This window comes from Cupriavidus sp. 2KB_3, from assembly GCF_052115685.1.
GTDB lineage: Bacteria > Pseudomonadota > Gammaproteobacteria > Burkholderiales > Burkholderiaceae > Cupriavidus > Cupriavidus campinensis.
In genome coordinates, this window is record NZ_JBFRHD010000017.1 from 32,954 (window position 1) to 59,794 (window position 26,841).

Sequence of the window (26,841 nt, forward strand, 5' to 3'; positions counted from 1 at the left end):
ACGGCGCCGCGCAGACCTCCCCCCATCGCGCCCCAGTTTCCTTTCGGATACCCATGAAAGCCAGCATGCTCAACAAGCTCGACCAACTGGCCGAGCGACTCGATGAAGTCAACGCCCTGCTTGCCCGCGAGGACGCCACGGCCAACATCGACCAGTACCGCAAGCTCTCGCGGGAACATGCCGAACTGTCGCCGGTGGCCGAGCAGTACGGCCAGTACCGGCAGGCGCAGGAGGATCTGGCCACGGCGCAGGCGCTGCTGGACGACCCCGAGATGAAGGAATTCGCCGCCGACGAGATCGGCGCGGCGCGCCAGCGGCTGGAAGACCTCACCGCCAGCCTCCAGACCCTGCTGTTGCCGAAGGACCCCAACGACGACCGCAACCTGCTGCTCGAAATCCGCGCCGGCACCGGCGGCGAGGAAAGCGCGCTGTTCGCCGCCGATCTGCTGCGCATGTACACGCGCTATGCGGAACGGCAGCGCTGGCAGGTGGAGGTGATGAGCGAGTCCGAGTCGGACCTGGGGGGCTACAAGGAAGTGATTGTGCGGATTGCCGGCGACGCCGCGTTCTCCAAGCTGAAGTTCGAGTCGGGCGGCCACCGCGTGCAGCGCGTGCCGGCCACCGAGGCGCAGGGCCGCATCCACACCTCGGCCTGCACCGTGGCGGTGATGCCGGAGGCCGACGAGGTGGGCGAGGTGGAGATCAACCCGTCGGACCTGCGCGTCGACACCTTCCGCGCGTCCGGCGCGGGCGGCCAGCACGTCAACAAGACCGATTCGGCGGTGCGACTGACCCACCTGCCCACGGGCATCGTGGTGGAGTGCCAGGACGACCGCAGCCAGCATCGCAACAAGGACAAGGCGATGAAGGTGCTGGCGGCGCGTATCAAGGACATGCAGCTGCGCGCGGCGCAGGCCAAGGAAGCCAGCACGCGGCGCAACCTGATCGGCTCGGGCGACCGCAGCGACCGCATCCGCACCTACAACTTCCCGCAGGGCCGCGTGACCGACCACCGCATCAACCTCACGCTCTACAAGATCGACATGATCATGGACGGCGACATGGACGAGTTGATCGCCGCGCTCTCCGCCGAACACCAGGCCGACCAGCTCGCCGCGCTGGGCGACGAGGGCTGACTTGCATCACAAAGTGATGATTTCATCACCAACGGGCAAGTGTTTGTAACTGAGGTAAATGCTTGAAACAGCACTGGCCCGCCAAATCGCGGTGTCTATAATCGATTCGACCAGACCGCCCCCATGCGTCACTTTCCGCACCTGGGAGGCAGCGAAGTCTGGGTTGAAGTCGACTCCTCAAAACAGACACCAAGGATGAAATCATGAAGAAACTGCTCGCCCTGTTGATGATTACCGCCGCCATGGCGGCTTGCAGCAAGAAGGAAGACGCCCCGGCCGCCAACGCCGATGCCGCCATGCAGAGCGCTGCGGAATCGGCCAAGGCCGCCGCCAGCGATGCCGCCGCCGCCGCCGCCAACGCCGCTGACGCCGCCAAGGCCGCCGCGAGCGGTGCCGCCGCCGATGTCTCGGCCGCCGCCGAACAGGCCAAGACCGATGCCGGCCACGCCATGGCCAATGCCAAGGAAGCCGCACGCGATGCCGTGAACACCACGGCGGACAAGGCCAAGGAAACCGTCAATAAGTAATTGGTCCAACGGTAATCACGCCGCCCGCGCGCCCGCGCGCCGCCAAATCGGCTTACACTGGGCGGCTAGTACCCGCGCCAATACGGCGCCCAGCAAAGAACCCCGTCGCGCCAAGTCCCGACGGGGTTTTTTGCACCCGCTCTCCCTGTTTCAGCCATCTATTTCCGATGTCTTCCACCCCGCCGGGCGCCCTGTCGCCCGACCCCACGCTGCGCGAAGCCCAGACGCTGGCTGCGATGGCCGGCCTGCCGGCGCTCGAAGCCCGCATGCTGCTGTCGCACGTGACCGGCCTCACGCGTACGCAACTCATCACGCGTGATACCGACCACCTCAATGCCGCACAACGTGATGCATTCTCCACGTTGATGGCGCGGCGGCTGGCCGGCGAGCCGATGGCCTACCTGCTGGGCGAGCGCGAGTTCTTCGGCCGCACCTTCCGCGTCACGCCCGATGTGCTGATTCCCCGTCCCGATACCGAGATCGCCGTGGAGATGTCCCTGGCGCGCGTGGCCCATGTGCCCGCGCCGCGCGTGCTGGATCTCGGCACCGGTTCCGGCATCCTGGCCGTGACGATTGCCCGCGAGCGGTCCGACGCCGAGGTCTGGGCGACCGATATCTCGCCGGGTGCGCTGATGGTGGCTCAGGACAACGCGCGCGCGCTCGAGGCGCACGGCATCTATTTCCTGGTTTCGGACTGGTACGACGCCGTGCCGGACACCCTGCGCTTCCACCTGATCGTCAGCAATCCGCCCTACATCGCCTCTGGCGACCCGCATCTGGTGGAAGGCGACCTGCGTTTCGAGCCCATCGACGCGCTCACCGACCACGAGGACGGCCTGTCCGACCTGGCCACCATCGTGGCCGGCGCGGCAGGCCGCCTGCTGCCCGGCGGCTGGCTGCTGATGGAGCACGGCTACGACCAGGGCGCGGCCACGCGGGCGCTGCTGGAGGCCGGCGGCTTTACCGAGGTGTCCACCGCCCGCGACCTCGCCGGGCAGGAGCGGTGCAGCGGCGGGCGATGGTCGGGCGAATCCGGTAAAATTCCGACCTGACATCCGCCTCGGCGGCAATCCCCATCCCAAGACACAGGCGGCGCCACACGGCACCGCGCGCAACCGGAAGTGACACCATGAGTGACGTACAGCAGAAGATCGACCAGATCGTGAAGGGCAGCCCCGTGGTCCTGTTCATGAAGGGCACGGCGCAGTTCCCGATGTGCGGCTTCTCCGGCCGTGCCATCCAGATCCTGAAGGCCTGCGGCGTGGACACCCCGACCACGGTCAACGTGCTCGAGGACGAAGGCATCCGCCAGGGCATCAAGGAATATGCGAGCTGGCCCACGATTCCGCAGCTCTACGTGAACGGCGAGTTCGTCGGCGGCTCGGACATCATGATGGAGATGTACCAGAACGGCGAACTGCAATCGCTGCTGAAGTCGTAATCATGCCCGCACCGGATGGCGCCGTGCCGCAACGGCTGATCGTCGCCATCACGGGCGCTACGGGCGCCATCTATGGCGTCCGGCTGCTGCAGGTGCTGCAAGGCGTGGCGGGGGTGGAAACCCATCTGCTGATCTCGCCCGCCGGGGTGATGAACCTCCAGCACGAACTCGATATCAGCCGGGCCCAGGTGGAGGCGCTGGCAGGCGTGGTGCACAACGTGCGCGACATCGGCGCCACCATCGCCAGCGGATCGTTCCGCGCCCATGCGATGGTCGTGGCGCCCTGCTCCATGCGCACGCTGGCCGCCGTCGCCCACGGCCTCTCCGACAACCTGATCACCCGCGCGGCGGACGTCACGCTCAAGGAACGGCGCAAGCTGGTCCTGATGGTGCGTGAAACGCCGCTGAACCTGGCGCACCTGCGCAATATGACGGCGGTCACGGAGATGGGCGGGATCGTGTTCCCGCCGGTGCCGGGCTTCTACCAGAAGCCGCAGACGATTGCCGAACTGGTCGACCATACGGTCGGGCGTGTGCTCGATCTCGTCGATCTGCCAGAGATCGGCCAATCGCTCACGCCGAGTTGGGGCGGGTTGAACCCTGGTGCGGCCGACGCCGTCACCTAGGGCTCTACCCGCTTCTGCTTGTTGTCACCGGCTTCGTATCTCTCGCCGATTTACCAGCCGCCGCGATAATAACGGCGGCCATAGTAACCGTGGCCACCGTAGTAATACGGTGCGGGCCGCACCACCACGGCGGGGGGGCCGACATAGACCGGCGCAGGCGCCACGGCCACCGGAGCCGGGGCCACGGCGGGGCCGTACGGTGTCGGATAGACCGCGCAGCCGCCCAGCATCGCCGCGCCAATCGCCACCAAACCCATCGCACCTATTGCTTTCGCTCGCATGTTGTTGTCCTTGAGTGTGTCAGGCAGTGCCTGCCCTCATGAACGTTATACGGGGCGGTTTGGTAATACAGCGTCAAGACGCCGTAACTATTGTTACGAGTCGCAACGGGATCATCCTTCGCATTATTACGATGTATTACAGCTCGAAGCGGATGCCCTGCGCCAGCGGTAATGCGTCGCCGTAGTTGATGGTATTGGTCGCCCGGCGCATGTAGCCTTTCCACGCATCGGAGCCCGATTCACGCCCGCCGCCGGTGGCCTTCTCCCCGCCGAACGCGCCGCCGATCTCGGCGCCGCTGGTGCCGATGTTCACGTTAGCGATGCCGCAGTCGCTGCCTGCCGCCGAGACGAACCGCTCCGCCTCGCGCAGGGACTCGGTGAAGAGGCACGACGACAGCCCGTGCGACGCCGCGTTGTTCAGCGCGATGGCCTCGTCGAGCGAGGTGTACGGCATCAGGTAGAGGATGGGCGCGAAGGTCTCGGTCAGCATGGTGTCGTGCTGGCTGTCGGTCAGCACCAGCGCCGGCCGCACGTAGCTGGCGTGCGGATAGCGGTCCGCCAGCAGCCGTTCGCCGCCGTGCACCACGTTGCCCTGCGCGCGGCAGGCGGCCAGCGCGTTGGCCATGGTGTCGCCGGCGGCCATGTCGATCAGCGGGCCGACCAGCGTGCCCTCCTGCAACGGATCGCCCACCGGCAGCCGCGCGTAGACCTGGCGCAGCCGGTTGGTCACGGTCTCGATCAGATCAACGTGGACAAAGGCGCGCCGCAGCGTGGTGCAACGCTGCCCGGCGGTGCCCGCTGCCGAGAAGGTCATCGCGCGGATGGTCAGCTCCAGGTTGGCCGATGGCGCGACGATGGCCGCGTTGTTGCCGCCCAGCTCCAGGATGGCGCGCTTGAACCGCCCGGCGCAGGCCATACCCACCTCGCGGCCCATGCGCGTGGAGCCGGTGGCGCTGATCAGCCGCACGCCCGGATGCTGCACCAGCTGCGCGCCCAGCATGCGCCCGCCCGGCAGCACCACGCACAGGCCGGCGTGCTGGGGCGCGGCCTCCTCGAATACCCGATCGAGCAGCGCCTGCGCGGCCAGCGCGCACAGCGGTGTCTTCTCCGACGGCTTCCAGACCACGCCATTGCCGCAGACCAGCGCCAGCGCCGCGTTCCACGCCCACACTGCCACCGGGAAGTTGAACGCCGAAATCACCCCGCACAGCCCGAACGGATGCCAGGTCTCGCGCATCGCGTGCGCGGGGCGCTCCGAGGCAATCGTCAGCCCGTGCAGCTGGCGTGAGAGTCCCACGGCAAAGTCGCAGATGTCGATCATCTCCTGCACTTCGCCGAGTCCTTCCTGAAGGATCTTGCCGGACTCCAGCGCCACCAGCCGCCCCAGCGCGGCCTTGTGCGTGCGCAGCGCCTCGCCGAAGCGCCGCACCACCTCGCCGCGCGCCGGGGCCGGGGTCAGCGCCCAGGTGGTCTGCGCCGCGTGCGCACGGGCGATGCGGGCATCGGCCTCGGCAGCGGTGCAGGCCGGCAGGTGGCCGAAGACTTCCCCATCGACCGGCGAGCGCAGCGCGAGCGCCTCGCCCGCGCCATGCGAATCGTCCCAAGGCTGGCGCAGGCCCATGGCCTGCCAGCATGCGGCAATGTCCTGCGCTTTCATGCGAGCGTCTCCTGTAGCGGGTGGTGGCTGTAATGCTGGCCGAACCGGTTGGCCAGGAAGCGATCGAGCGGCATGGCTTCCTGCGGCACGAAGCCGGACTGGGGCAGCACGCCGGTCGCCACGAGGTCCAGCGCCGTGCAGATACCAGCCGCCGTGGTGAGCTGGATGGCGTTGACGTGCCCGATGCCGCCAAAGTCCTCCATCCCGCCGATGCGCGCCGAGAATGACGCCTGCGTCAGCGGCCCCCGCCCACCCTGTCCGCCATGGCCACCCTGCCCGGCTTTGGCGCCGGGATGCCCCGTGGCGCTCGCGAACACGATCACCACATCCTGCTCGGTCACCGGAATGGCGTGCTCGAAGATCTCGCGCAGCCAGTTCCGGCGCTCGCGCAACCGCAGGTCGTTCAGCAGCAGCTTCATCTGGGCGCAGTGCCCCGGGTAGCGGATCGACTTGTAATCGACATGGCGCGCGCGGCCCGCCAGGGTATCCGGCAGCGTGCCCAGGCCCCCTGAGGTATTAAAGGCTTCGTACTCGATGCCGTCCAGCGCGAAGGATTCATGGCCCTCCAGCGCCGGCAGCTCCACGCGGCGGCCATCGACGATGGCCTCGCAGGGGTTGCAGTACTCGTTGATCAGCCCCTCCGTGCTCCACGTCAGGTTGTACTTGAGCGCGTTGCTGGGGTAGCGCGGCAGCGCGCCCACGCGCATGCGCAGGTCCAGCAGGTCGCCGCCATCGCGCAAAAAGCGCCGCGCCAGATCATGGCCCACCACGCCGATAAAGCCCGGCGCCAGCCCGCACTGCGGCATCAGCACCGAGCGTGCGCCCTGGGCCAGCTGGCGGATGGCGTGGGTGGCGGCCACGTCCTCGGTCAGGTCGAAGTAATGCACGCCGAGCCGCGCGGCCACGGTGGCCACGTGGATGGCCGCGTGGAACGGCAGCGCGTTGAGCACGGCGTCGGCCCCGGCCAGCAAGGCGGCGCAGGTGCCGGGCTCGGTCGGGTCGCCGGCGCGCACGGCAATCTGGCGCGGCAGGCCGTCCAGCCGGTGCGGGTCATGGTCGACCAGACAGACGCGGTAGTCGCCGGTGTCGGCAAGCATCGTCGCGATCACACGGCCGATTTTGCCGGCGCCGAGCACGACGACCGACAGCGGCCGGGGCGATTGGGTCAGGTCCCGTGCGGCGCCAGGACCGAGGTTGGATGGTTGCATGATGGCTCCCCCGTCAAAAATGCATGAATCGTCATGGGAAGTATGGGCAGCGGCGCGCACGTTTTGTAGCTGCAAGATCGACGAAAGCGCCCCATAATCGGACGTATCGACGATCTATCCTGACGAAACGCCATCCGAGCGCATCACGAAAAACCATGGCAGACCTCGACCAGACCGACCGGCACCTGCTGTCCCTGCTGCAGGGCAACGCGCGCGAGAGCGCGGCCAATCTCGCCCGCGTGCTGGGCATCGCCCGGACCACGGTGGTGGCGCGCATCGCCCGGCTCGAGAAGACCGGCGTGATCGCCGGCTTTGGCGTGCGGCTGGGCGGCCAGATGGAGGACAACGCGATCCTCGCCTTCTGCGGCCTCTCCGTGCAGCCGAAGGCGGCGCCCGCGGTGGTCCGTGCGCTGCAACGCTTTCCGGAGATCGAGGAGCTGAATTCGGTGAGCGGCCCGGTGGACTACATGGCCGTGATCCGCTGCGATACCCATGCCCGGCTGGACAAGCTGCTAGACGAAATCGGCATGCTCGATGGGGTGAATCACACCACCACGTCGATCGTGCTGGCGCGCAAGATCGACCGCCGGCGCGCGGCCGGATAGCGCGCTATGCTTGGGCGCTTTGGTCAGGCGCTTTGGCCAACATTCAGGAGATGACGATGAGCGATCGGATTCGCGTTGCCGTGGGCGGCGTCACCGGCTGGGCCGGCGGCGAACTGGCGCGCGGCGTGGCGCACGCGCCGGACATGACGCTGGTGGCCGGCCTCTCGCGCGGCGCCGCCGGGCAGCCGCTGGCGCAGGTGACCGGCCATGCGGACACCCCCGGCGTGGCCGCCGCCAGCATCGAGGCGCTGGGCGCCACGCCCTACGACGTCTACGTCGAGTACACCAAGCCGAACATCGCCAAGCACAACATCCTGCAGGCGCTGGCGCATGGCGCGCACGTGGTGGTGGGTACCTCCGGGCTGACCGACGACGACTACGCCGAGATCGACGCCGCCGCGCGCCAGGCCGACCGTGGCGTGCTCGCCTGCGGCAATTTCGCGATCACGGTGGTGCTGTTGCAGAAGTTCGCCGAGATGGCGGCGCGCCACCTCGACCACTGGGAAATCATCGACTACGCCAAGGCTGGCAAGGTCGATGTGCCGTCCGGCACGGTGCGCGAACTGGCCTTCCGGCTCGGCCAGGTCAAGACCGCCACGCAGGCGGTGCCGGTGGATCAGGTCAACGGTCCGAAGGAGACCCGTGGCGCGACGATGTCCGGTTCGCAGGTCCATGCGGTGCGGCTGCCGGGGTACCAGCTGGGGGTCGAGGTGATCTTCGGTGCGGACGGCCAGCGGCTGCACCTCAAGCACGAGGCGGGCGATGGCTCGAAGCCGTACGTGTCCGGCGCGCTGCTGGCCATCCGCAAGGTGCGCGGCCTGCGCGGGCTGGTGCGGGGGCTGGATAAGGTGATGGAAGGGCTGTAGGCAGGGATGGCGGCGGCGCGGATTGGATGCGCCGCCACGCATCACATCCCAGTTACCACGAGCCCGGGTTCACCGGCTTGGCCGGTTCCTTCTTTGACTTGTCTGATTTGTCCGACTTCTCGGGTTTTTCCGCCTTCTTCGCGGCCGGGGCCGAGGCCGGCGGGGCGAGCGCCTTGTCCACCTCGGCATCGCGATTGGCCATCAGCGCGCGCGCCTGCGGCAGCATCAGCTCGATCGTGCCCTCGTTCGGGTTCTCGGGAATCGCGTACAGCTCCACGGTGAGCGGGCGACGCATCCAGCCGGCATGGATCGACTTCACAGGCTTGCCGGCCTTGTCCTTCATGTCTTCCTGCTCCTGCCGGAACGGCTTGCCATAGCGCGCGGTCAGCGACTGGACGGCGGCCTCCTGCGAGCGGATGCCGTCGGTCGGCACGATCACGCCGACCAGCGCGTTGCCATCGACGAACGCCACCAGGCGTGCGCCATCCATGAATGCGGGACGCTTGTCGCGCGGCACGCCCACCTGGCGCATCACGCCGTCGCCGCGTAATTCCACGCAGAACGCGGTCACGTCGCGGCCATCGGGAGTGCGATGATCGGCGCAATCGGGCAGCGTGGGCAGCGGATTGCCGATCTCGAGCACGCTCAGCATCGGCGCCAGCAAGTCATTCGCGGACGGCGTGGCGGGTGTGGACGGTGCGGCTGGGGTGGCTGGGGCGGCTGGGGCGGCTGGGGTAGCGGCAGGCTGCGACGCGGCCGCCTTCGGTGCGGCATGAGCGGCCGTGGCCGCCAGCAGGGCGGCAGCGGCCAGCCCGGCGAGGGAAACTCTCAAAACTGACTCCTGAAATCGGCTCCGCATTGGAGCCCAACCCGTGGCAGGGGTTCCAGCCGCGACCTTACCACGGCGCGCAAGAGCGCCTAGTGGAGCACTTGCTTCAGGAAATGGTAGCCAATCAGGGCCACGCCGATGACCACGGCCCAGAGCATCAGGCGCGGCACGATGCTCGGCGGCAATTGCGTCGGTGGCGTGCGCTGGACCAGCGGCGCGCGCATGCGGGAATTGGTTTGCAGCCCGCGCGTGTGCCAGATCGCCGTGTCGGCGCCCAGGTCCTGCACGATTGGACGATGCGTGGCGGTTGATGTCGTCGGCTTGGTGGCCGGGCGCGTGCCGGCCGGTCGTTGCGATCCCATTCCAGCTCCCCCTCAGAAGATTCCCGACGCATCGCGGTGTGCCGCCGGTACACAGCGCGGCCGGGAAGTCTGCTGCTGCCGGTCCGCGCGCGGCACATGGTATGACATCGGCAGTCGCCACGCCACAACGGCCAGGGGGGGCGATGCGAAACGGAGACACCCTCCGCCGGAGTCGGCCAGAGGTCAGCCCGGGGCGGTCTTGCGGCCGATCGCCATGGCCTCGCGCCGGAACGCGTGGCCCATGTGGTGATAGAACGGATGCGGGTTGAACTGGCGCGACAGGAACGACGCCAGCAGCGACGCCGCCAGCAGGAACAGCGTCAGGTCCTGCGTGCGCGTCATCTCCATGACGATCACGCTGGCGGTGATCGGCGCCTGCGTGGCGGCAGCCAGGAAGGCGGCCATCGACACCAGCGCCAGCACGCGCGGCTCGGTCATGCCCGAGAGGAAGTGCGACACGGTTTCGCCGATACCCGCCCCGATGGCCAGCGCCGGCGTGAAGATACCGCCCGGAATGCCGGCGAAGTACGACACCACCGTGGCCCCCAGCTTGGCCAGCCCGAACCACAGCGTGTGGTGGGATTCGCCATTGATCAGCGCGGACGCCTGCTCGTAGCCGGTGCCGAAGGTGGCCCCGGCCGTGGCCCAGCCCAGCGCCGCCACCACCAGCCCGCAGCCGAATGCCACCCAGATCGGATGGGCGACCACCCACGCGCGCCAGCGCGACGGCGTCAGCCCCGGCACGCCCGCGATCAGCAACTTGGCGAACAGCCCGCCGAACACGCCGTTGACCACGGCGCAGAGCAGCACCGGGCCCCAGGCGTCGTGGAGCACCAGCATCGGCACCTTCACAGTGAAATACGGGTTGTTGCCGAGCACGGCCAGCGACAGGAAGCCGGCTGTCAGCACGCCGGACAGCACCAGGCGGTCCCAGCGCACGGCGGTGCCGCGCCCGAGTTCCTCGATGGCGAACACCACGCCGGCCAGTGGCGTATTGAAGGCGGCGGCCAGCCCGCCCGCCGCGCCGGCGGCGATCAGCGCATTGGGATGAAAGCCGATGCGGAAGCGGAACTTGTCCTGGCACCAGCGGCCCCAGGCCAGCATCGCCGCCGCGCCCACCTGCACCGACGGGCCTTCGCGGCCCACCGAGGCACCGGCCATCAGCGCGCCGGTGGTCAGCAGCACCTTCCACATCGACTGGCGGAACGACACCAGCACGCCCTGCGCCACCCCATCGGGCGGCAGCGTGACGGCGGCAATCACCTGCGGAATGCCGCTGCCCCGCGCCTGCGGGGCGAGGCGGATGGTCAGCCAGCGCAGCGCGGCCAGCCCGAACGGCAGCAGCACGAACGCCAGCCACGGCGTGGCCGTGGTGACCTGCGCGTTCCAGCGCAGCGCCAGTTCGGCGATATAGGCAAAGACGATGGAGAACAGCGCGACGCAGCCGGCGCCGCACATGAACACGCCGTAGCGCAACGAGGTGCGCGAGATCCGGCTGACCTGGCGGGTCTTGCGCCGGGCTGCGTGGCGGGCCTGCAGCCGCAGCGCGCGCAGGCGGCTGGTCTCGGCGGCGGAGCGGGAATCGGCGGACGGGGGGGACGTCGAGGAATCAGACGAAGGCGGCGAAGCGGACGGATCGGGCGAAGCGGACGGATCAGGCGGCTCGGCGGAATCGGTCATGGCGGGGGCGGTGAGGATCGAAACGTCCCCGTACTATACGCCCCCCTCCTCGCCCGATCCGCCCCGATCCGCCCCCGATTTGTCCCTGATCCGTCTCCGATTCGTCCCCAATGCACCCTGCCCGCTCAGTCCAGGCTGATGTGGTTGGCCCGGATGACCTTGCCCCAGTTGTCGCGGTCGGCGGCCACGTAGCGGTCGATCTCGGCCTGCGTGCGCGGCGCCTGCACCACCAGCCCCAGCGCGCCGAAGGTGTTGCGGAACTGCGGGTCGGTCAACACACGCGCGGCGGCCGCCTGGAGCCGGGCTACGGCCTCCGGCGGGGTCTGCGCGGGCACCGCGAGGCCGAACCACGTGGCCGCATGGAAGCCCGGATAGCCGCTCTCGGCCACGGTCGGCACGTTGGGCAGCACGTCCAGGCGCGCGTTGCTGGTCACGGCCAGCGCCTTGAGCTTGCCAGCCTTGATATGGGGCAGCGAGGTGCTGACCACATCCACCATCAACTGGGTGTCGTTGGCCAGCAGCGCCGACAGCGCGGGCGCGCTGCCGTTGTAGGGCACGTGGGTCATGTCGATGCCCAGCTCGGACTTCAGCATCTCCGTAGCCAGTTGCAGCGGGTTGCCGAGCCCTACGGACGAGTAGTTCAGCTTGCCGCTCGCCGCCTTGGCATAGGCCGCGAAGTCCCGGATATTGGTCGCCGGCACCTGGGTGTTGGTGACCACCACCAGCGGCACCTCGATGCCGATGGCGATGACCTTGAAGTCCTTCGGGTCGTAGCCGGTCTTCTTGTACAGCATGGGATTGAGCACCATGCTCGCGCTGGTCCCCGTCAGCATGGTGTAGCCGTCCGGCTGCGCGCGCGCCACGCTCTGCGTGCCCACCATGGTGTTGGCGCCGGGGCGGTTCTCCACCACCACGGGCTGCTTCAGGTCGCGCGCCATGCCTTCGGCCAGCGCCCGGCCGAACTGGTCCGTGGAGCCGCCCGGGGTGTAGGGCACCACCAGCTTGACCGGCCGCTCGGGCCAGGCCGCGAAGGTGGCCGGTGCGTGGCCGATGGCCAGCGCAAGGCCGAACGCCCCCGCCGCCAGTTGGGCGAATGTGCGATGCATGGTTGTCTCCTGTTGTATTTATATAGAAGGCGGGTGCGCCGGGCCGGGGGTTCAGACCCGCCGCTGGCGCCCCGCCCAGTGCTGGTCGCGCAGCCGGCGCTTGGCCAGCTTGCCGGTCTCGTCGCGCGGCAGGCGCGCGGTGATCTCGATCGTCCGCGGCACCTTGAAGCCCGACAGCCGCGCCTTGAGCCAGTCGATCACGGCCGCCGGCACGATCTCCGCGCCCGGCATCGGCTCGATCACGCCGTGGAGCCGCTCGCCGTATTCGTCGTCCGGCACGCCGAACACCACGCAGTCGGCCACGCCCGGATAGCGCACCAGTTCATGCTCGATCTCGGCCGGGTAGATGTTCACGCCGCCCGAGATAACCATGTCCGAGGCGCGGTCGCAGATGAACAGGTAGCCATCGGCGTCGAGGTAGCCCAGGTCGCCCAGCGTGACCCGGCCCTCGCGGTCGATGGCGCGGCGTGCGGCGTCGTTGTTCAGGTAGGTGAAGTCCGGGTAGGCCGGCTGGCGCACGTAGACCAGGCCGGTCTCGCCCGGCGCGCAGGGCTGGCCCGCTTCGTCGAGGATGCGCACGCTGGCCGCATCGACGGGCCGGCCCGCCGTGCCGGGGCGCTGCGCGGCGTCCTCGGGCGTCGCCACGGTGATCATGCCGGCCTCGCTCGACGCATAGGTCTCGTGGATCACCGGCCCGAACCATTCGATCATCGCCCGCTTGACCTCGGGCGCGCACGGCGAGCCGGTGGACGCCACGAAGCGGATCGACGACAGGTCGTAGCGCGCGCGCACCTCGGCCGGCAGCTTCAGCAGCCGCACGTACATGATCGGCACGAGGTAGAGCACGTCGATCCGGTGTTCCTCGACCAGCGCCAGCACCTGTTCGGCGTCGAAGCGCGGCGTCAGCACCAGCCGCTCGGCCATCTGCAGGGCGTTCTGGATAAACACGCCCGGCGCGCTGTGATAGAGCGGCGCGGACATCAGCGCGCGGCAGCCGGGCACCACGCCGATGGCCTTGGCCACCACCGAGCGCATGCGCGCGAGCTGGTCGTCGAGCTGGTCGAGCGGTACGGCATCGCGCAGCACGCCCTTGGGGCGTCCCGTGGTACCGGAGGTGTAGGCCAGATGGCCGCGCGGCGCCACGCGCGGGCCATCGTACGGGGTCTGGGCCGCCAGCCAGGGTTCGTATTCGATGGCGTCGGCGGCGGTGCCGGGATGGGTGCCGGTCACGGCCAGCACGGCCACCCCGGCGGGGACCACCGCGCGGAGCGCCGGCAGCAGGTCCGCGTGGGCGATCAGCACGCGCGCGCCGCTGTCTTCGAGCAGGAAGCGCACTTCCTCGGCGGTGAAGTGCCAGTTGATCGGGCAGTAATAGGTGCCGGCGGTGCGGCACGCGAAGATCACATCGGCGAAGACCGGGTCGTTGCGCAGCAGCACGGCCACCACGTCGCCCTCCTGCAAACCCAGCCGCCGCAAGCCGCCCGCGAGGTGCGTGCCGCGCGCCAGCACCTCCGCGCCGGGTCGGTGCAGCGATTCGAACCAAAGGTCTGCGGGCATGCGGGTCTCCTGGACATCTGAACATCTGATTAGCAGGCCATCGTAAGGCCCGCTTCCGACATCGACAATCCGGCATTTCGGAATCACAATGTTGCGCCAGACTTTACAATCTTTCAGACATTGCGCATGGACCTCAATCTGATTCAGGCCTTCGTCGACATCGTGGAAGCCGGCAACCTCGCGGAAGCGGGCCGGCGGCGCGGCGTCACGCGCTCCCAGATCAGCCGGCAACTCGGCCAGCTTGAGGATCAGGCCGGCACGCAACTGCTGCGGCGGACCACGCGGCGGCTGGAGATGACGGACTCGGGCCAGTCGCTCTACGAACACGGCCTGCGCATCCTGCAGGAGGTGGCGGCAGCCCAGGCGGAGATCGACAGCCTCGGCAAGACGCTGCGCGGCCATGTGCGGGTCAGCGTGCCCACCGGGCTGGGCGACGCCTTTATCGCGCCGCTGCTGCTGCAATTCGCCGAGCGCCATCCGGGCATCTCGCTGCGTGTGTTCTTCGCCAACCGCGTGACGGACCTGATTGCCGCCGAGATCGACGTGGCACTGCGCGTGACGTCCGAACCGCCGCTGGACACCGTGGCGCGAGAAGTCTGCGCCATCCGCTGGCAGTTGTGCGCCTCACCGGGCTACCTCGCCCAGGTGCCGCCCGTGCGGGAGCCCGGCGACCTCGCCGCATGCCGGTTTCTGTGTCCGCCCTACACAACCAGACGATTCTCATTGACGCTGGGTCGCGACACCGCCAATGGGCCGGAGCGACGTAACGTCGAGATCACCCCTTACCTGCAATCGGAACACTTTCCCTTTCTGATCCGGGCTGTGCGGGAAGGCCACGGCATCAGCCTGCTGCCCGTTTACGCCGGCTGGGAGGATGTGCGGCACGGGTCACTGGTGCCCGTACTGCCGGACTGGAAGCCCGAAGGGCTGGGCAACCGGCTCTACATCATCACCACGCCAAATCCGCATCCGTCGATGGCCACGCGAGCGTTGATTTCGTTCCTGCGGGAGGCCGTTGCCGGGCTCGACGTCTTCAGCACATCCTAGAAAACGGGCTGGTCAACTTTCAATTTGCAAGCTATTCTCCCCTCAACTTGCAAGCCAAAAGTAAAAAGAGGAGACATGGCCCCGACCGATTTTTCCAACATGCCCTGCCCCGTGGCACGCTCGATGGCGATGCTCGGCGAGCGCTGGGCGATCCTGCTGATGCGCGAGGCCTACTACGGCACCACGCGCTTCGACGAGTTCGAGCGGCACCTCGGCATTGCGCCGAATATTCTCAGCGCGCGGCTCAAGACGCTGGTCAGCCATGGCCTGCTGGAGAAGTCGCCCGCCCCGGGCGGCGGCGCGCGCCATATCTATACGCTGACCCAGATGGGGCGCGACTTCTTCCCCGTGTACGTGGCGCTCAAGCACTGGGCAGAGCGCTGGCTGGCCGATGAAAAGGGACCGCCGACGATCTTCGAGGACAAGCGCGATGGTGGCGAGATCATCGCCGGCCGCCTGACCCGGCCCGATGGCAGCACGATCACCGTGGACGACCTGCGCGTGCGGCCCGGCCCCGGCGCGGGCCGCTACATCCGCGCGCGCTTTGGCGACGGGGACGGCAGCGTGGACGCTGGTGCAGGGGCCGAGGCTATCGACCATGAATAAGCCCGACGCCCTCACCCTCGGCGCGGGCGCCCAGGCCCCTGCCGATCCCGTTCCGGCCTCCGAACTGGCCCGCCGCATTGCCGTGCTGGCCGCGCCGACCAGCCTGGTGGCCTTTCTCCAGGCCGGCGCGCAGTTGATCGAAACCTGGCTGGCCGCGCGCCAGGGCACCGCCGCGCTGGCCGGCTGGGCCGTGGTGCTGCCGTTCGCGCTGCTGCTCCAGCAGATGTCCGCCGGCGCGATGGGCGGCGGCGTGGTGTCCGCCATCGCCCGCGCGCTCGGCGCCGGCAAGCGCGAGGACGCCTCGTCGCTGGTCATGCACGCGATGATCATCGCCGTGCTGGCCGGGCTGGCCTTCGCCGTGGCACTGGCCGGCTTCCCGCATGCCGTGTTCGGCGCCGTGGCCGGCCCCACCGCCGCCGAAGCCGCCGCGACCTACGCGATCTGGCTGTTCGGCGTGGGCGCGGTGCCCGCGTGGCTGACCAACACGCTGGCCTCGGTGCTGCGCGGCGGCGGGCGCCACGCGCTGGCCGCGCGCGTGCTGGGCGTGATGTGGATCGTGTTCCCGGTGCTGTCGTGGTACCTCGCGGAGCGCGTGGGCATGGGCCTCGCCGGTATCGGCGCAGCGCTGGCGGCGGTGTCGTGGGCGGCCTCGCTGGCCATGGCCTGGGTGGTGCTGCGCGGGGGCGCCGGCTTTGTGCCGACGCTACGCGTGCGGCCGTCCGGCGCGCTGTTCCATCGCATCCTGTCAGTGGGACTGGTGGCCTGCGCGCTGGCCTCGGTGGCCAACCTGACGACCATCCTCGTCACCGCGCAACTGCGCCACTACGGCACCTCGGTGGTGGCCGCGTACGGCATTTCGGCGCGGCTGGAATTCCTGATGATCCCGCTGGCGTTCGGCGTGGGCTCGGCGCTGACCGCACTGGTCGGCCGTGCCGTGGGCGCCGGGGACTGGCATACCGCGCGCCGCACGGCGTGGGTGGGCGCGCTGATCGCACTCGTCATCGCGGGGGCCGTGGGCGCCGCCGTGGGACTGGCGCCGATGTCGTTCGCGGCGCAGTTCACCAACGATGTCGAAGTCCGCGAGATTGCCGCGCGGGCGCTATCCTGGGTGGGGCCGGCCTTCGGCGGCTTCGGGCTGGGCATGGCGCTCTACTTCGCCTCGCTGGGCGCCGGGCGGATGCGCGGCCCCATTGCCGCCGGGCTGTGCCGCATCGCGCTGGCCGCCGGCGGTGGCTGGCTGCTCGCCAACGTGGCGGGGATGGGCATCGACGGCCATTTCCTCGGCGTGGCGCTCGGCATCACGGCCTATGGGCTGGTCACGGCGCTTGGGGTGCGGCGCGGCGAATGGTCGCCGCGCTGAGCGGGGGAGCTTCTACCTAGATGGCGGAGGCGGAGGAGGCGGAGGAGGCGGGGGAGGCGGCGGGGGTGCGGTGGCACGGGCGTCGCCGGTCAGGCCGGCGTCCCGCACGTCGCTGGGGATGGCCGGCCAGCCGCCGCCGAGCGACTTGTACAGCGCGGCGGTGGCGGTCAGCACATCGACCTGACCCTGGATCGCCGCCAGCTGCACCGTGAACAGCTTCTCCTGCGCATCCGTCACCTCGAGATAGCTGGAATAGCCGCCCTCGTAGCGCGCGCTGGACTGGTCCGCGTAGATCAGCAGGCTCTGCTCCTGCCGCCGCAGGCTGCCGAGCCGGTTGCGGGTTTCCAGGCCGTTGGACAACTGGTTGTTCACATCGGCCAGCGCATTGAGCACGCTGAACTGATAGCCGAGCATGGCCTGATCACGCACCGCCTCGGCCGTGTTCACCTGCCCCCGGATCGCCCCGCCCTGGAACACCGGCTGGGCAAGGTTGGCGCCAAAGCCCCAGATCTGCGAGGCGCTCTGCCACAGGCCGGCCGGCGAGGTGGCTAGCGCGCCAAAGAACCCCGACAAATTGACCGATGGCAGGAACAGCGCCAGCGCAGCGCCCACCTGCGCGTTGGCGGCCACGGCGGTTTGCTCGGCCTGCAGCACGTCCGGTCGGCGTGCCAGCAGCGCGGCAGGCAGGTCGGCGCCGATGGCCGGCGCCATCAGCGCGTTCACCGGCTTGCCGCGCTCCACCGGCCCCGGCTCGCGGCCCAGCAGCACGGACAGCGCGTTCTCGGTCTGGGCGATGGACGTGCGCAGCGGCGGGATGGTCGCCTCGGTCGAATAGAAGTCGTTCTCGGCCTGCGACAGCTCCACCTGCGAGATCACGCCGCCCTGGTAGCGTTGCTGGAAGATGTCCAGCGCGCGCCCGCGTGCCTCGAGCGTGGCGCGCGCCACCTCGAGCTGCGCATCGAGCCCGCGCAGCGTGGCGTAGCCCTGCACCACCGAGGCCGCCAGCGCCAGCACCACGCCGCGCCGGGTGTACTCGGCATTCCACAGGCTGGCCTCGGCCGACTCGGCCTGGCGGCGGATGCGGCCCCAGAGGTCGATCTCCCAGCTGGCGTTCAGCAGCGTCTCGTAGCTGTTGCGCGGGCCGCCCAGCGCCGCGAACGGCGTGCCGTTGAACGAGCCGCTTTTCTGCCGCGCCGCCGCGGCGGTGGCGTTCAGCTGCGGATAGAAGCCCGAGCGCGCCACCATCAACTGGCCCCGGAATTCGTCGATGCGGGCCGCCGCGATGCGCACGTCGTAGTTGCTGCGCAGCGCCGCCTCCACCATCGCGGTCAGCGCCGGGTCGTTGAAGCTGTTCCACCAGTCGCTGTCGGCGGCCACGGTCAGCACGCCGGCATCGATCCGGTAGCTGGGCGGCTCGGCCGCCTCCGGCCGCGCGTAGTCCGGGCCGATGGCACAGCCGCCCAGGATCGCCAGACAGGCCGCCGACATCGCGGTGCTACGCAGTACGGCGTTCATGATGGCTCCCCAGCGGTGGATGACGTGGACGGCGCCACGCGCCTGCGCGGGCGGCGGGCCGCCCACTTGTCGGCGGCGGTGCCCACCAGCCACGAGAACAGCGGCACGAACAGCAGCGCGAGCGAGGTGGCCGCGATCATCCCGCCGATGATGCCGGTGCCGATGGAGTGCCGCGAGTTCGACCCCGCGCCCGAGGCGATGAACAGCGGCACCGCGCCGAGGATGAAGGCGAGCGAGGTCATCACGATCGGCCGCAGGCGCAGCTTGGCCGCCTCCACGGCGGCATCGGCGTGGGAGAGCCCTTCCTTGTGCTTCATCACCGCGAATTCCACGATCAGGATGGCGTTCTTCGCCGCCAGCCCGATCAGCGTCACCATGCCGATCTGGAAGTACACGTCGTTCGACAAGCCCCGCAGCAGGATCGCCATCAAGGCGCCGAAGATGCCGAACGGCACGGCGGTCAGGATCGAAAGCGGCAAGGACCACGACTCGTACTGCGCCGCCAGGATCAGGAACACCATGACGATGCCGAACACGAAGACGATGGTGGTGGTGTTGCCGGACTTCTTCTGCTCGAAGGCCTCGCCGCTCCAGGCGAAGCTGTAGCCGGCGGGCAGCACCTCCCGGGCGACGGCCTCCATGGCCGCCAGCGCCTGGCCCGAGCTGTGGCCGGGCGCGGCATCGCCGGTGATCTTGGCTGCCGGGAAGTTGTTGAAGCGCGAGAGCAGGTCCGGCCCGCTGGAGTAGTAGGTCTTCAGCAGCCCGGAGACCGGCGCCATCTTGCCGTCCCGCCCGCGCACGTACAGGTATTCCAGATTGGTCGGCGTGGCCCGGTACTGTGGCTCGGCCTGCAGGATCACCTGCCACACGCGGCTGTACTGCGTGAACTGGCTGACGTAGAGCGAGCCGAACTGGGTCTGCAGCGTGCCGTAGACATCGGCAATCGGCACGCCCATGGTCTCGGCCTTCTCCTTGTCCACCTCCACCCGCATCTGGCGCGATGCCGACTGGATCGTGCTGGTCAGCCGCCCCAGTTCCTTGTGCGCGGCCGCCGCCTGGATGAAGCGGCGCGTCACGCCCTCCAGCTCGGCCGTGTTGCCGGTGCCACGGTTCTGGATCCAGAACTCGAAGCCGCCCTGCGAGCCCAGCCCGGGAATCGACGGCGGATTGACCGGGATGATTACCGCCTCGGGAATCGCGCGCAGCTTGGGCGTCATCTCGGCCAGCATCGCCGGCACGCCCAGATCTGCGGAACCGCGATCCTTGAAACTCTTCATGCCGACGAACACCGTGCCGGCGTTGGTCTTGTACTGGCTGTCGATGAAGCTGTAGCCGGTCAGCGCGGAGGCATCCTCCACGGCCGGGTGCTTGCGGAACATCTCGGCCACCTGCGAGGTGACCTTCTCGCTGCGATCCAGGCTGGCCGAGTCCGGCATGATCACCGCCACGAGGATGTAGCCCTGGTCCTCGGATGGCACGAAGGCCGTGGGGATGTGCGCGAACAGCTGCCACGTGGCCAGCAGCATCGCCCCGAAAATCGCCAGCGCGACCACCGAGCGCCGCATCACCGTGCGCACCCAGCCGCCGTAGTGGTGCACCAGGCGGTCGAACCGCTCGTTGAACCAGACAAAGCCGCGCCACGGCGTGTGGTGCCCCGGCTTCAGGATCAGCGCCGCCAGCGCCGGCGAGAGCGTGAGCGCGCAGAAGCCCGAGATGACCACCGAGATGACGATGGTCAGCGCGAACTGCCGGTAGAGCTGCCCGGTCGTGCCCGAGACGAAGGCCACCGGGATGAACACCGCCGAGAGCACCAGCACGATGGCGATGACCGGGCCGGTCACCTCCTCCATCGCCCGCAGGGTGGCCTCGCGCGGGGAGAGCTTGAACTCGGCCATGTTCCGCTCGACGTTCTCCACCACCACGATGGCGTCGTCCACCACGATGCCGATCGCCAGCACCAGCGCGAACAGCGTCAGCAGGTTGATCGAGAAGCCCAGCGCCAGCAGCCCGGCGAAGGTACCGATGATCGACACGAACACGGCCAGCACCGGGATCACCGTCGCCCGGATGTTCTGCAGGAAGATGAAGACCACCAGCACGACCAGAATCACGGCTTCCACCAGCGTATGGACCACCTCCTCGATGGAGGCGCTGACGAACTCGGTGGTGTCCAGCGAGACCTTGTACGCCACGCCGGCCGGGAAGGTCTTGGCCATCTCGTCGAGCGTCTTGCGCACGTCGTTGGCCACCTGGAGCGCGTTGGAGCCGGGCTGCTGGTAGACCGCGATGATCGTCGCCGGCTTGCCGTTCAGGGCCGAGCGCAGCATGTACTGCTGATGGCCGATCTCGGCGCGGCCCACGTCCCGCAGCCGCACGATGGCGGCGCCCGTGGCATCGGCACGCAGGATGATGTTCTCGAACTGCTCGGGCGTGGTCAGCCGGCCCGGGGTGACCAGCGGGAACGACAGCTCCACCGGGTTGGCGTTGGGCGACTGGCCGACGCTGCCGGCGCCGAACTGCTCGTTCTGGCTTTGCACCGCGTTCTGCACGTCCTTGGTGGTGATGCCGAGCGCCGCCATGCGGTCTGGCCGCAGCCAGATGCGCATGGCGAGGTCCGCCGAGCCCATGATCTGCGCCTGGTTGGCGCCGTTGACGCGCTTGATGGCGTCCAGCACGTACAGATTCGCGTAATTGTTGATGTACTGCTGGTCGAAGCGGCCATCCGGCGAGTACACCCCGATCAGCAGCAGGAAGCTGGTGGAGCGCTTCTCCACGTTGATGCCGGTCTTCTGCACCGCCTCGGGCAGCTGCGGCAGCGCCAGGTTCACGCGGTTCTGCACCTGCACCTGGGCGGTGTCCGGGTCGGTGCCGATGTCGAAGTAGACGTTGAGCGTCATCGAGCCGGTGGGCGATGACGTGGACTGCATGTAGATCATGTTGTCCGCGCCGTTCACCTGGGTCTCGATGGGCCCGGCAACGGTCTGGGCGACGGTGTCCGAGTCGGCGCCCGCGTAGGTGGCGCTGACCGTGACCTGGGGCGGGGTGATGTCCGGGTACTGGGCGATCGGCAGCGCGAACATCGCCACGCCGCCACCGATGACGATGATCATCGACATCACCATCGCGAAGATCGGCCGCTTGACGCAGAAGGCGGAAATCATGGGGCGCTCCGGTTCAGGTCCTGGCCGGGGCGGCCGGGGCGCTGGCAGGGGCTGCGCCGGCGGCCGTGGCCGGGCGGCTGCCCTCGCCGACCGCCGCGGGCGGGGCCTCGCCGGTCACGCGCACCGGCACGCCGGCCGCCAGCTTGCCGGCGCCGTCCACCACCACGGTCTCGTTCGGCTGGAGGCCCCTGGCGATGCGCCACATCGAGCCGGACAGCTCGCCCACCATCACCGGGCGCGGCTGGGCCTTGTTGTCCTTGTCCACCACGTAGACCAGATCGCCCTTGGGGCCGTGCATGACCGCGCGCTGCGGCACCACAATGGCGCCGGGCCGGCTCGCGCCGCTGACCAGCACGCGCACGAACTGGCCGGGCCGCAACTGGCCGCCCGGGTTCGGCATCAGCGCGCGCACGAGGTAGGTGCCGGTGTGCTGGTTGTAGGTGGCGTCGGCGAAGGCGATGCGGCCCTTGTGCGGATACTCGCTGCCATCGGCCATCACCACGGTCACCGTGTATTGCTCGTCAGGCGGCACCACCAGCGACTTCGCCTCGCGCTGGGCGCGGAATTCAAGCGTCTGGGGCTCGGAGATGCTGAAGTTGATCCGCATCGGCTGGAGCGTGGAGACCGTGGTCAGCAGGCTGTTGGTGGTGCTCACATAGGCCCCCACCGGCAGCACGGCAAAGCTGGACACGCCATCCACGGGCGAGCGCACGTAGGTATAGGACAGGTTCAGTTCCTGGGTCTTTACCTCGGCCTGGGCCTGCTCCACGCCGGCGGCGGCCTCGTGGAAGTTGCCATTGGCATCATCGAGGTCCTTCTGCGAGAGCGCGTTGCGCGCCGCCAGCGGCTTCACGCGGGCGAGGTTGGCGCGGGCCACCTCGAACCGGGCCTTCTGCTGGGCCAGCTGCGCCCGGGCGGCGTCCAGCTGGACCTGGAACGGCTTGTGGTCGATCTCGAACAGCAACTGGTTTTCCTTGACCACCGCGCCTTCGGTGTAGTTGCGCTTGATCAGGAAGCCGGCCACGCGGGCGCGGATATCGACCGCCTGGTCGCTCTCGGTCTGGCCGACGAAGTCGAAAGTCACCGGCAAGTCCTGCGCGGCGGTCTTGACCACCTGCACCGGCACGGCCTGCTGGGCAGCCGGCGGGGGTTCGGATTTCTGACAGGCACCCAGGCCGAGCGCGGCAACGGCCAGGACGAGGGGGGAAAGCAGTTTCATGTGCCGCTCCGCTGCGGTTGGGCCTCGCTGCGCGGCATGCCGCACAACGTTCGTGTGGGCAGGTTAAAGCGGTGTCGGCGGCGTCACCATTCAATCGTTTCGTCGCCGCCTTTAACAAATTCGTTCGATACAGTCTCTGCGGATGGGCGGGTTGGAGACTGCGCGCGGTCAGCGCCGGAAGCCGTGGAAGCGTCCTCCGCCTCCGCCACCGAATCCGCCACCGCCGAAGCGTCCGCCCCCACCCTGGAAGCCGCCCCCACGGCCCTGCCACTGCTGCGCGGAGTTGCCGAAGCGTTGCTGGCCCACGTCGCGCGCCTGGCGCTGCTGGTCGAGCCGGTTCTGCACGTCGCTGTTTGGCTGCACCGGCTGCACCGGCTGCCAGCCGTTGGGGGTGTGCTGCTGCCAGCCATCGTCGGTGCGCTGGTAGACGTTGCCGTCGTGGCCGGCGTAGACATTGCCGTTGTTCCACGCCACGGCATTGTTCTTGTTCGGATTGACCACCACGCCACGGCTGGCGGCGGTGCGGTCGCCGGTCTGGGTGTTGCCGGCCACGCCGAACTCAGCGGCGCCGGCCCGGCCGGTCTGCGCGTTGTAGCCCGCCACCTGCCGGCCGCCCGCGTAGTTGCCGGTGTACTCATTGCCGACCACGCCGCCGCGCCCGGCGCCCTCGCGGCCCGTGGACGGATTCGAGAAAGAGCCCTGCCGCCCGGCGGCGTAATCGCCCGAATACGGATTGAACGCGGCGCCCCGGCTGCCCTGGTAGCGCGCGCCCGTGGCCGGGTTGTAGCCGGAGCCCGCCGTGCCGCGCCACTGGGTGCCGGTCCATGCGTTCCAGCCCTGGGCGTGCGTGACCGTGCCCTGGCCCCATCGGCCATAGAAATTCGCCTGGTTCACGTTGACGTAGTTCCAGCCGTAACCGCCGCCCCACCAGTGGGGGCCCCAGTACGGCGACGCCGCGCCCCAGATGGCGCCGGCCGCGAAGCCGAACGCGAAGCCTTCGGTCACGCCCACGGCAAACCCGGCGCCATAGCCGTAGGTAGCGGGGTAGCCGTAGTAGTAGGCGCCCACATAGGGCGGGTAGACATAGCCGGTGCCGTAGACCACGGTGCCATCCGGGTTGACCACCACGCCCATGTAGCCGGGGGTGTAGCCGACCACCACAGTCTCCGGCGTGACCGAGTAGATCCGCACGTAGGTGACGTAGTAGATCGGCGAACTTGGCGGGATGGTGTAGAGGGCGGACGGCACCTCGGTGGCCACATGCCACGGTCCGCCCGGCACGCTCGCCGTGAACCAGACGCCGTTGGACACGGCGTAATAGTGGTTGCTATCCACCTCGATGACCGGCGTGCCCGTGTTCACCGCGTATTGCAGCGAAGTGCCGGCGATCGGCACGAACTTCGGCGTGCCGTCATAGACCACGGCCACGGTGGCCTTGGCCCGTGCGACCGATGCGGTCTGGGGAATCGTGGCGGCGATCTCGGCCTCGCGCGCCTGCGGCGTGCCCGGCACGGAGACCAGCACGTTGGCCTTGGGGTCCTGCGGCGAGATCCTGGCGAAGTCCGCGGGCAACTGGTTCCCGGTGACGTGCGTCCACGGCCCGGTCAGCATCGGCGCGCGGAACCAGCGGCCCGAGAGCAGCACGTAATACTGATTGGTGGACGGATCGACGAAGACCGCGTGATCGGCGTTGGACAGCGTGAGCAGGCTGGTGCCGCCCACCGGGGTCATCTTCGGCTCGCCGCTGGTGACGACCAGTTCGGCCGGCTGCGTGGCCAGCAGCACGGCCGGCGCCTGCGCGGGCGGCTTGCCGCTGGCGGGCAACATCGGATCAGGCTTCGGCTCGCCCTTGTTTGCCTGGATCTTGCTGGCGGCGCCGAGCAGGGCCGCTGGCGGCGACGGCACCACGGCCCACGCACCGCCCGCCGATTCGGACTTGTACCAGTAACCGGCGGCATTGAGCCAGAGCTCCCCGCCCGCTTCGCGCAACAATAGGGCGCGGCTGTTGATCGCCCGTTCCAGCGAGGTGCCACCGACGGCGCGCCACGCGGGCTCGCCATCGACATGCACCAGCAAGGTCGGCGTGGTGGCGAACAGGATCTGCGGCACGTCGTTCTTCACCGGCACGCGCACCGCGCGACCCAGTTGCTGGGACACCGCGTAGCTGGCCTGCAACTGGTCCAGCGGCACCGTCAGCCCCTTGGCCGGCAGCCGCGCGATGACCGCCTGGCGCACCGTGTCGGCCGCATCGGGGCGGGTGGGGACTTCCACGCTTTCGATCTGGATCTGGGAGAGCTGGACCAGCGCCGAGGGCTTGTCGATATCGGCGGTCGCCGAGAAATGCACCACGCCGTAGGTCGGCGTGCCATCGCGCGGGCCCACCGCCACGGCGGCGCGGCCCGACATGCGGGTGCCATCCCATTTCTCGATCTCTGGCTGATAGAGCTCGATGTGGTCGCCGGCGGTATCGAAGTTGCGCGGCCACGTCAGTGGGGTGAGCGGCGCGCGCGCTGGCGGCTGTGCAGCCAGGGTCGGCGCGGCGGCGCCCAGCAAGGCCAGGGCAACCATCGCCCGGCAGGACAACCCACGCATGAAGCGGAACGACATGGCGACTCCGTCGGATTGCGCAGCATCCGGCACAACCGGGCTGCTGAGAGGAATCTAATGGAGGCGCCCGGGCGGAACAATCCCTCTCGAAAACATTCATTTCAGACCATGAAACGGCGCAGATCACCGCAGCACTAGGTACGGTTTTGGCCGCGCAGCCGGGAGCCGGGTGTGCATCTTGCTTCGCTTGAGATACCTCTGAATCTGGCCCCCGGCCCTTGAAGCCGCGTTATGCCAGCCTCACCTTCCTCGGATAACTACGATGCCTAAGGCCATCCGATGAGCGCCCTGCCGCCCCGCCGTTCGATCCTCTTTGCCGCCTCCATCACGGCGCTGCTGCATGGCTATATCGGCGTGCGGCTGTTGCCGGACCTGCCCGTGCCGATGGCCGTGGCCTGCCTGGGCGCGCTGTGGCTGCTCATCTCGGCCCTGCTGCTGCCCACCGCGCTGCTGGCGCGGCGCCTGACCCCGCCCTGGGCGGACCGGATTTCCTGGCTCGGCATGCTGGCGATGGGATTCTTCTCAACGCTGCTGATCCTGACCGTGGCGCGCGACCTGTTCCTGCTGGGCACGCTGGCCGTGGGCTGGCATCCGCCCGCCCTGCTGCCCAACAGCGCGGTCGCCGTGCTGGGACTGGCGCTGTTCGTCAGCGTGGTCGGCTATTTCAATGCGCGCGGGCTGGCCCGGGTGGTCGAGGTGGATGTGCCGATTCCCAACCTGCCCGAGGCGCTGCACGGCTTCACCATCGCGCAGATCAGCGACATCCACGTCGGCCCGACGATCAAGAAGCCCTACCTGGACCGCATCGTGGACCGCGTGAACCAGTTGCAGGCCGATGCGGTGGCCGTGACCGGCGACCTGGTGGACGGCACGGTGCGCGAGCTGGCCGATCACACCGCGCCGCTGGGCCGGCTATCGGCCCGGCACGGTGCCTTCGTCGTGACCGGCAACCATGAGTATTACTCGGGCGCCGAGGCGTGGATCGTTGAACTACGCCGATTGGGCCTGCGCGTGCTGATGAACGAGCATGTGGTGGTGGAGCGCGACGGCGCGGCGCTGGTGCTGGGCGGCGTGACTGACTATTCGGCAGGCCATTTCATCGATAGCCATCGCAGCGACCCGGCGCAGGCGCTGTCCGGCGCGCCGGCACACGCGGCGGTGCGGGTGCTGCTGGCCCACCAGCCACGTACCGCGCCGGCGGCGGCGGCGGCCGGCTTCGAGCTGCAATTGTCGGGACATACCCACGGCGGGCAGTTCTGGCCGTGGAACCTGTTCGTGCCGATGCAGCAGCCCTATGTGCATGGGCTGAACCGGCATGAAAACCTGTGGGTCTATGTGAGCCGCGGAACGGGCTACTGGGGGCCGCCGAAACGCTTCGGGGCGCCTTCGGAAATCACGAAGGTGAGGTTGGTGCGGGGGTAATGCCTGCGCAGGCCCCTCCCCCG

Annotated in this window: 23 protein-coding genes; 11 read left to right on the top strand and 12 right to left on the bottom strand. The window is 68.9% G+C overall.

Annotation, left to right across the window (positions count from 1 at the left end; genetic code table 11):
* Positions 1 to 53: 53 nt before the first annotated feature.
* The 5 genes from prfA (at position 54) to AB4120_RS18585 (ending at position 3,730) form a co-directional block, all read left to right on the top strand.
* Complete coding sequence (gene prfA, locus AB4120_RS18565) at positions 54 to 1,136, top strand: peptide chain release factor 1 (RefSeq protein ID WP_149137268.1); 1,083 nt, start codon at positions 54 to 56, stop codon at positions 1,134 to 1,136.
* A 203-nt stretch (positions 1,137 to 1,339) separates the two neighbouring features.
* Positions 1,340 to 1,663 (top strand): hypothetical protein, encoded by a 324-nt coding sequence (locus AB4120_RS18570; protein WP_092299088.1) that lies wholly within the window; start codon positions 1,340 to 1,342, stop codon positions 1,661 to 1,663.
* A gap of 167 nt (positions 1,664 to 1,830) precedes the next feature.
* Positions 1,831 to 2,715 carry a peptide chain release factor N(5)-glutamine methyltransferase gene (prmC, locus tag AB4120_RS18575; protein ID WP_441642685.1) on the top strand — a complete coding sequence of 295 codons (885 nt, stop codon included), beginning with the start codon at positions 1,831 to 1,833 and terminating at the stop codon, positions 2,713 to 2,715.
* Positions 2,716 to 2,792: 77 nt separating this feature from the next.
* Positions 2,793 to 3,104 (top strand): Grx4 family monothiol glutaredoxin, encoded by a 312-nt coding sequence (grxD, locus tag AB4120_RS18580; RefSeq protein ID WP_092299094.1) that lies wholly within the window; start codon positions 2,793 to 2,795, stop codon positions 3,102 to 3,104.
* A gap of 2 nt (positions 3,105 to 3,106) precedes the next feature.
* Positions 3,107 to 3,730 (top strand): UbiX family flavin prenyltransferase, encoded by a 624-nt coding sequence (locus AB4120_RS18585; RefSeq protein ID WP_149137266.1) that lies wholly within the window; start codon positions 3,107 to 3,109, stop codon positions 3,728 to 3,730.
* A gap of 50 nt (positions 3,731 to 3,780) precedes the next feature.
* Here the strand turns inward: AB4120_RS18585 and AB4120_RS18590 are convergent, their stop codons facing one another.
* From AB4120_RS18590 to AB4120_RS18600, 3 genes are all read right to left on the bottom strand, one after another.
* Entirely contained in the window at positions 3,781 to 4,011 is a 231-nt protein-coding gene (locus AB4120_RS18590) for a hypothetical protein (protein ID WP_244844568.1), read from the bottom strand.
* A 136-nt stretch (positions 4,012 to 4,147) separates the two neighbouring features.
* Positions 4,148 to 5,668 (bottom strand): L-piperidine-6-carboxylate dehydrogenase, encoded by a 1,521-nt coding sequence (gene amaB / locus AB4120_RS18595; RefSeq protein ID WP_149137265.1) that lies wholly within the window; start codon positions 5,666 to 5,668, stop codon positions 4,148 to 4,150.
* Positions 5,665 to 6,876, bottom strand: coding sequence for a saccharopine dehydrogenase C-terminal domain-containing protein (locus tag AB4120_RS18600; RefSeq protein WP_149137264.1), 1,212 nt, complete (start codon positions 6,874 to 6,876; stop codon positions 5,665 to 5,667). The genes amaB and AB4120_RS18600 overlap by 4 nt, the downstream gene beginning before the upstream one ends.
* 155 nt (positions 6,877 to 7,031) lie before the next feature.
* On the opposite strand from AB4120_RS18600, the gene AB4120_RS18605 reads away from it, so the two are divergent.
* Positions 7,032 to 7,481, top strand: coding sequence for an Lrp/AsnC family transcriptional regulator (locus tag AB4120_RS18605; RefSeq protein WP_149137263.1), 450 nt, complete (start codon positions 7,032 to 7,034; stop codon positions 7,479 to 7,481).
* Between the two features lie 56 nt (positions 7,482 to 7,537).
* The gene (gene dapB / locus AB4120_RS18610) at positions 7,538 to 8,347 is read left to right on the top strand and encodes a 4-hydroxy-tetrahydrodipicolinate reductase (protein ID WP_149137262.1); all 810 of its coding nucleotides are present in this window, start codon (positions 7,538 to 7,540) and stop codon (positions 8,345 to 8,347) included.
* Positions 8,348 to 8,399: 52 nt separating this feature from the next.
* Here the strand turns inward: dapB and AB4120_RS18615 are convergent, their stop codons facing one another.
* The 5 genes from AB4120_RS18615 to AB4120_RS18635 all read right to left on the bottom strand — a co-directional run bounded on the left by AB4120_RS18615 (position 8,400) and on the right by AB4120_RS18635 (position 13,881).
* A complete protein-coding gene (locus AB4120_RS18615; RefSeq protein ID WP_441642686.1) occupies positions 8,400 to 9,179 on the bottom strand; it encodes a hypothetical protein in 780 nt (259 codons plus the stop codon).
* An 86-nt stretch (positions 9,180 to 9,265) separates the two neighbouring features.
* Positions 9,266 to 9,538 carry a hypothetical protein gene (locus AB4120_RS18620; protein ID WP_144200476.1) on the bottom strand — a complete coding sequence of 91 codons (273 nt, stop codon included), beginning with the start codon at positions 9,536 to 9,538 and terminating at the stop codon, positions 9,266 to 9,268.
* A gap of 183 nt (positions 9,539 to 9,721) precedes the next feature.
* Positions 9,722 to 11,218, bottom strand: coding sequence for a chloride channel protein (locus AB4120_RS18625; RefSeq protein ID WP_441642687.1), 1,497 nt, complete (start codon positions 11,216 to 11,218; stop codon positions 9,722 to 9,724).
* A gap of 125 nt (positions 11,219 to 11,343) precedes the next feature.
* Complete coding sequence (locus AB4120_RS18630; RefSeq protein WP_149137259.1) at positions 11,344 to 12,324, bottom strand: Bug family tripartite tricarboxylate transporter substrate binding protein; 981 nt, start codon at positions 12,322 to 12,324, stop codon at positions 11,344 to 11,346.
* A gap of 51 nt (positions 12,325 to 12,375) precedes the next feature.
* Entirely contained in the window at positions 12,376 to 13,881 is a 1,506-nt protein-coding gene (locus AB4120_RS18635) for an acyl-CoA synthetase (RefSeq protein ID WP_149137258.1), read from the bottom strand.
* A gap of 126 nt (positions 13,882 to 14,007) precedes the next feature.
* On the opposite strand from AB4120_RS18635, the gene AB4120_RS18640 reads away from it, so the two are divergent.
* From AB4120_RS18640 to AB4120_RS18650, 3 genes are all read left to right on the top strand, one after another.
* Positions 14,008 to 14,928 (top strand): LysR family transcriptional regulator, encoded by a 921-nt coding sequence (locus AB4120_RS18640; RefSeq protein ID WP_149137257.1) that lies wholly within the window; start codon positions 14,008 to 14,010, stop codon positions 14,926 to 14,928.
* Positions 14,929 to 15,003: 75 nt separating this feature from the next.
* Complete coding sequence (locus AB4120_RS18645; protein WP_441642688.1) at positions 15,004 to 15,534, top strand: winged helix-turn-helix transcriptional regulator; 531 nt, start codon at positions 15,004 to 15,006, stop codon at positions 15,532 to 15,534.
* Entirely contained in the window at positions 15,527 to 16,894 is a 1,368-nt protein-coding gene (locus tag AB4120_RS18650) for an MATE family efflux transporter (protein ID WP_149137256.1), read from the top strand. Before AB4120_RS18645 ends, AB4120_RS18650 begins: the two co-directional genes overlap by 8 nt.
* A 12-nt stretch (positions 16,895 to 16,906) precedes the next feature.
* Here the strand turns inward: AB4120_RS18650 and AB4120_RS18655 are convergent, their stop codons facing one another.
* From AB4120_RS18655 to AB4120_RS18670, 4 genes are all read right to left on the bottom strand, one after another.
* A complete protein-coding gene (locus tag AB4120_RS18655) occupies positions 16,907 to 18,409 on the bottom strand; it encodes an efflux transporter outer membrane subunit (RefSeq protein WP_149137255.1) in 1,503 nt (500 codons plus the stop codon).
* Positions 18,406 to 21,570, bottom strand: a complete 3,165-nt coding sequence (locus AB4120_RS18660; RefSeq protein WP_441642689.1) for an efflux RND transporter permease subunit — start codon at positions 21,568 to 21,570, stop codon at positions 18,406 to 18,408. Before AB4120_RS18660 ends, AB4120_RS18655 begins: the two co-directional genes overlap by 4 nt.
* Positions 21,571 to 21,583: 13 nt before the next feature.
* Positions 21,584 to 22,789 (bottom strand): efflux RND transporter periplasmic adaptor subunit, encoded by a 1,206-nt coding sequence (locus AB4120_RS18665; RefSeq protein WP_441642690.1) that lies wholly within the window; start codon positions 22,787 to 22,789, stop codon positions 21,584 to 21,586.
* 168 nt (positions 22,790 to 22,957) lie between these two features.
* Entirely contained in the window at positions 22,958 to 25,396 is a 2,439-nt protein-coding gene (locus AB4120_RS18670; RefSeq protein WP_441642691.1) for a carbohydrate-binding family V/XII, read from the bottom strand.
* A gap of 288 nt (positions 25,397 to 25,684) precedes the next feature.
* Here AB4120_RS18670 and AB4120_RS18675 point away from each other — a divergent pair, with 288 nt between their 5' ends.
* Entirely contained in the window at positions 25,685 to 26,818 is a 1,134-nt protein-coding gene (locus AB4120_RS18675) for a metallophosphoesterase (RefSeq protein ID WP_441642710.1), read from the top strand.
* Positions 26,819 to 26,841 lie beyond the last annotated feature (23 nt).

Bases quoted from the DNA above. Each gene is read 5' to 3' on its own strand.
- AB4120_RS18670 (WP_441642691.1), bottom strand. From the start codon at position 25,396: ATGTCGTTCCGCTTCATGCGTGGGTTGTCCTGCCGGGCGATGGTTGCC.
- dapB (WP_149137262.1), top strand. From the start codon at position 7,538: ATGAGCGATCGGATTCGCGTTGCCGTGGGCGGCGTCACCGGCTGGGCC.
- AB4120_RS18600 (WP_149137264.1), bottom strand. From the start codon at position 6,876: ATGCAACCATCCAACCTCGGTCCTGGCGCCGCACGGGACCTGACCCAA.
- prfA (WP_149137268.1), top strand. From the start codon at position 54: ATGAAAGCCAGCATGCTCAACAAGCTCGACCAACTGGCCGAGCGACTC.
- AB4120_RS18625 (WP_441642687.1), bottom strand. From the start codon at position 11,218: ATGACCGATTCCGCCGAGCCGCCTGATCCGTCCGCTTCGCCCGATCCG.
- AB4120_RS18655 (WP_149137255.1), bottom strand. From the start codon at position 18,409: ATGAACGCCGTACTGCGTAGCACCGCGATGTCGGCGGCCTGTCTGGCG.
- prmC (WP_441642685.1), top strand. From the start codon at position 1,831: ATGTCTTCCACCCCGCCGGGCGCCCTGTCGCCCGACCCCACGCTGCGC.
- amaB (WP_149137265.1), bottom strand. From the start codon at position 5,668: ATGAAAGCGCAGGACATTGCCGCATGCTGGCAGGCCATGGGCCTGCGC.
- AB4120_RS18620 (WP_144200476.1), bottom strand. From the start codon at position 9,538: ATGGGATCGCAACGACCGGCCGGCACGCGCCCGGCCACCAAGCCGACG.
- AB4120_RS18645 (WP_441642688.1), top strand. From the start codon at position 15,004: ATGGCCCCGACCGATTTTTCCAACATGCCCTGCCCCGTGGCACGCTCG.
- AB4120_RS18650 (WP_149137256.1), top strand. From the start codon at position 15,527: ATGAATAAGCCCGACGCCCTCACCCTCGGCGCGGGCGCCCAGGCCCCT.
- AB4120_RS18665 (WP_441642690.1), bottom strand. From the start codon at position 22,789: ATGAAACTGCTTTCCCCCCTCGTCCTGGCCGTTGCCGCGCTCGGCCTG.
- grxD (WP_092299094.1), top strand. From the start codon at position 2,793: ATGAGTGACGTACAGCAGAAGATCGACCAGATCGTGAAGGGCAGCCCC.
- AB4120_RS18570 (WP_092299088.1), top strand. From the start codon at position 1,340: ATGAAGAAACTGCTCGCCCTGTTGATGATTACCGCCGCCATGGCGGCT.
- AB4120_RS18660 (WP_441642689.1), bottom strand. From the start codon at position 21,570: ATGATTTCCGCCTTCTGCGTCAAGCGGCCGATCTTCGCGATGGTGATG.
- AB4120_RS18630 (WP_149137259.1), bottom strand. From the start codon at position 12,324: ATGCATCGCACATTCGCCCAACTGGCGGCGGGGGCGTTCGGCCTTGCG.
- AB4120_RS18605 (WP_149137263.1), top strand. From the start codon at position 7,032: ATGGCAGACCTCGACCAGACCGACCGGCACCTGCTGTCCCTGCTGCAG.
- AB4120_RS18635 (WP_149137258.1), bottom strand. From the start codon at position 13,881: ATGCCCGCAGACCTTTGGTTCGAATCGCTGCACCGACCCGGCGCGGAG.
- AB4120_RS18640 (WP_149137257.1), top strand. From the start codon at position 14,008: ATGGACCTCAATCTGATTCAGGCCTTCGTCGACATCGTGGAAGCCGGC.
- AB4120_RS18585 (WP_149137266.1), top strand. From the start codon at position 3,107: ATGCCCGCACCGGATGGCGCCGTGCCGCAACGGCTGATCGTCGCCATC.
- AB4120_RS18590 (WP_244844568.1), bottom strand. From the start codon at position 4,011: ATGCGAGCGAAAGCAATAGGTGCGATGGGTTTGGTGGCGATTGGCGCG.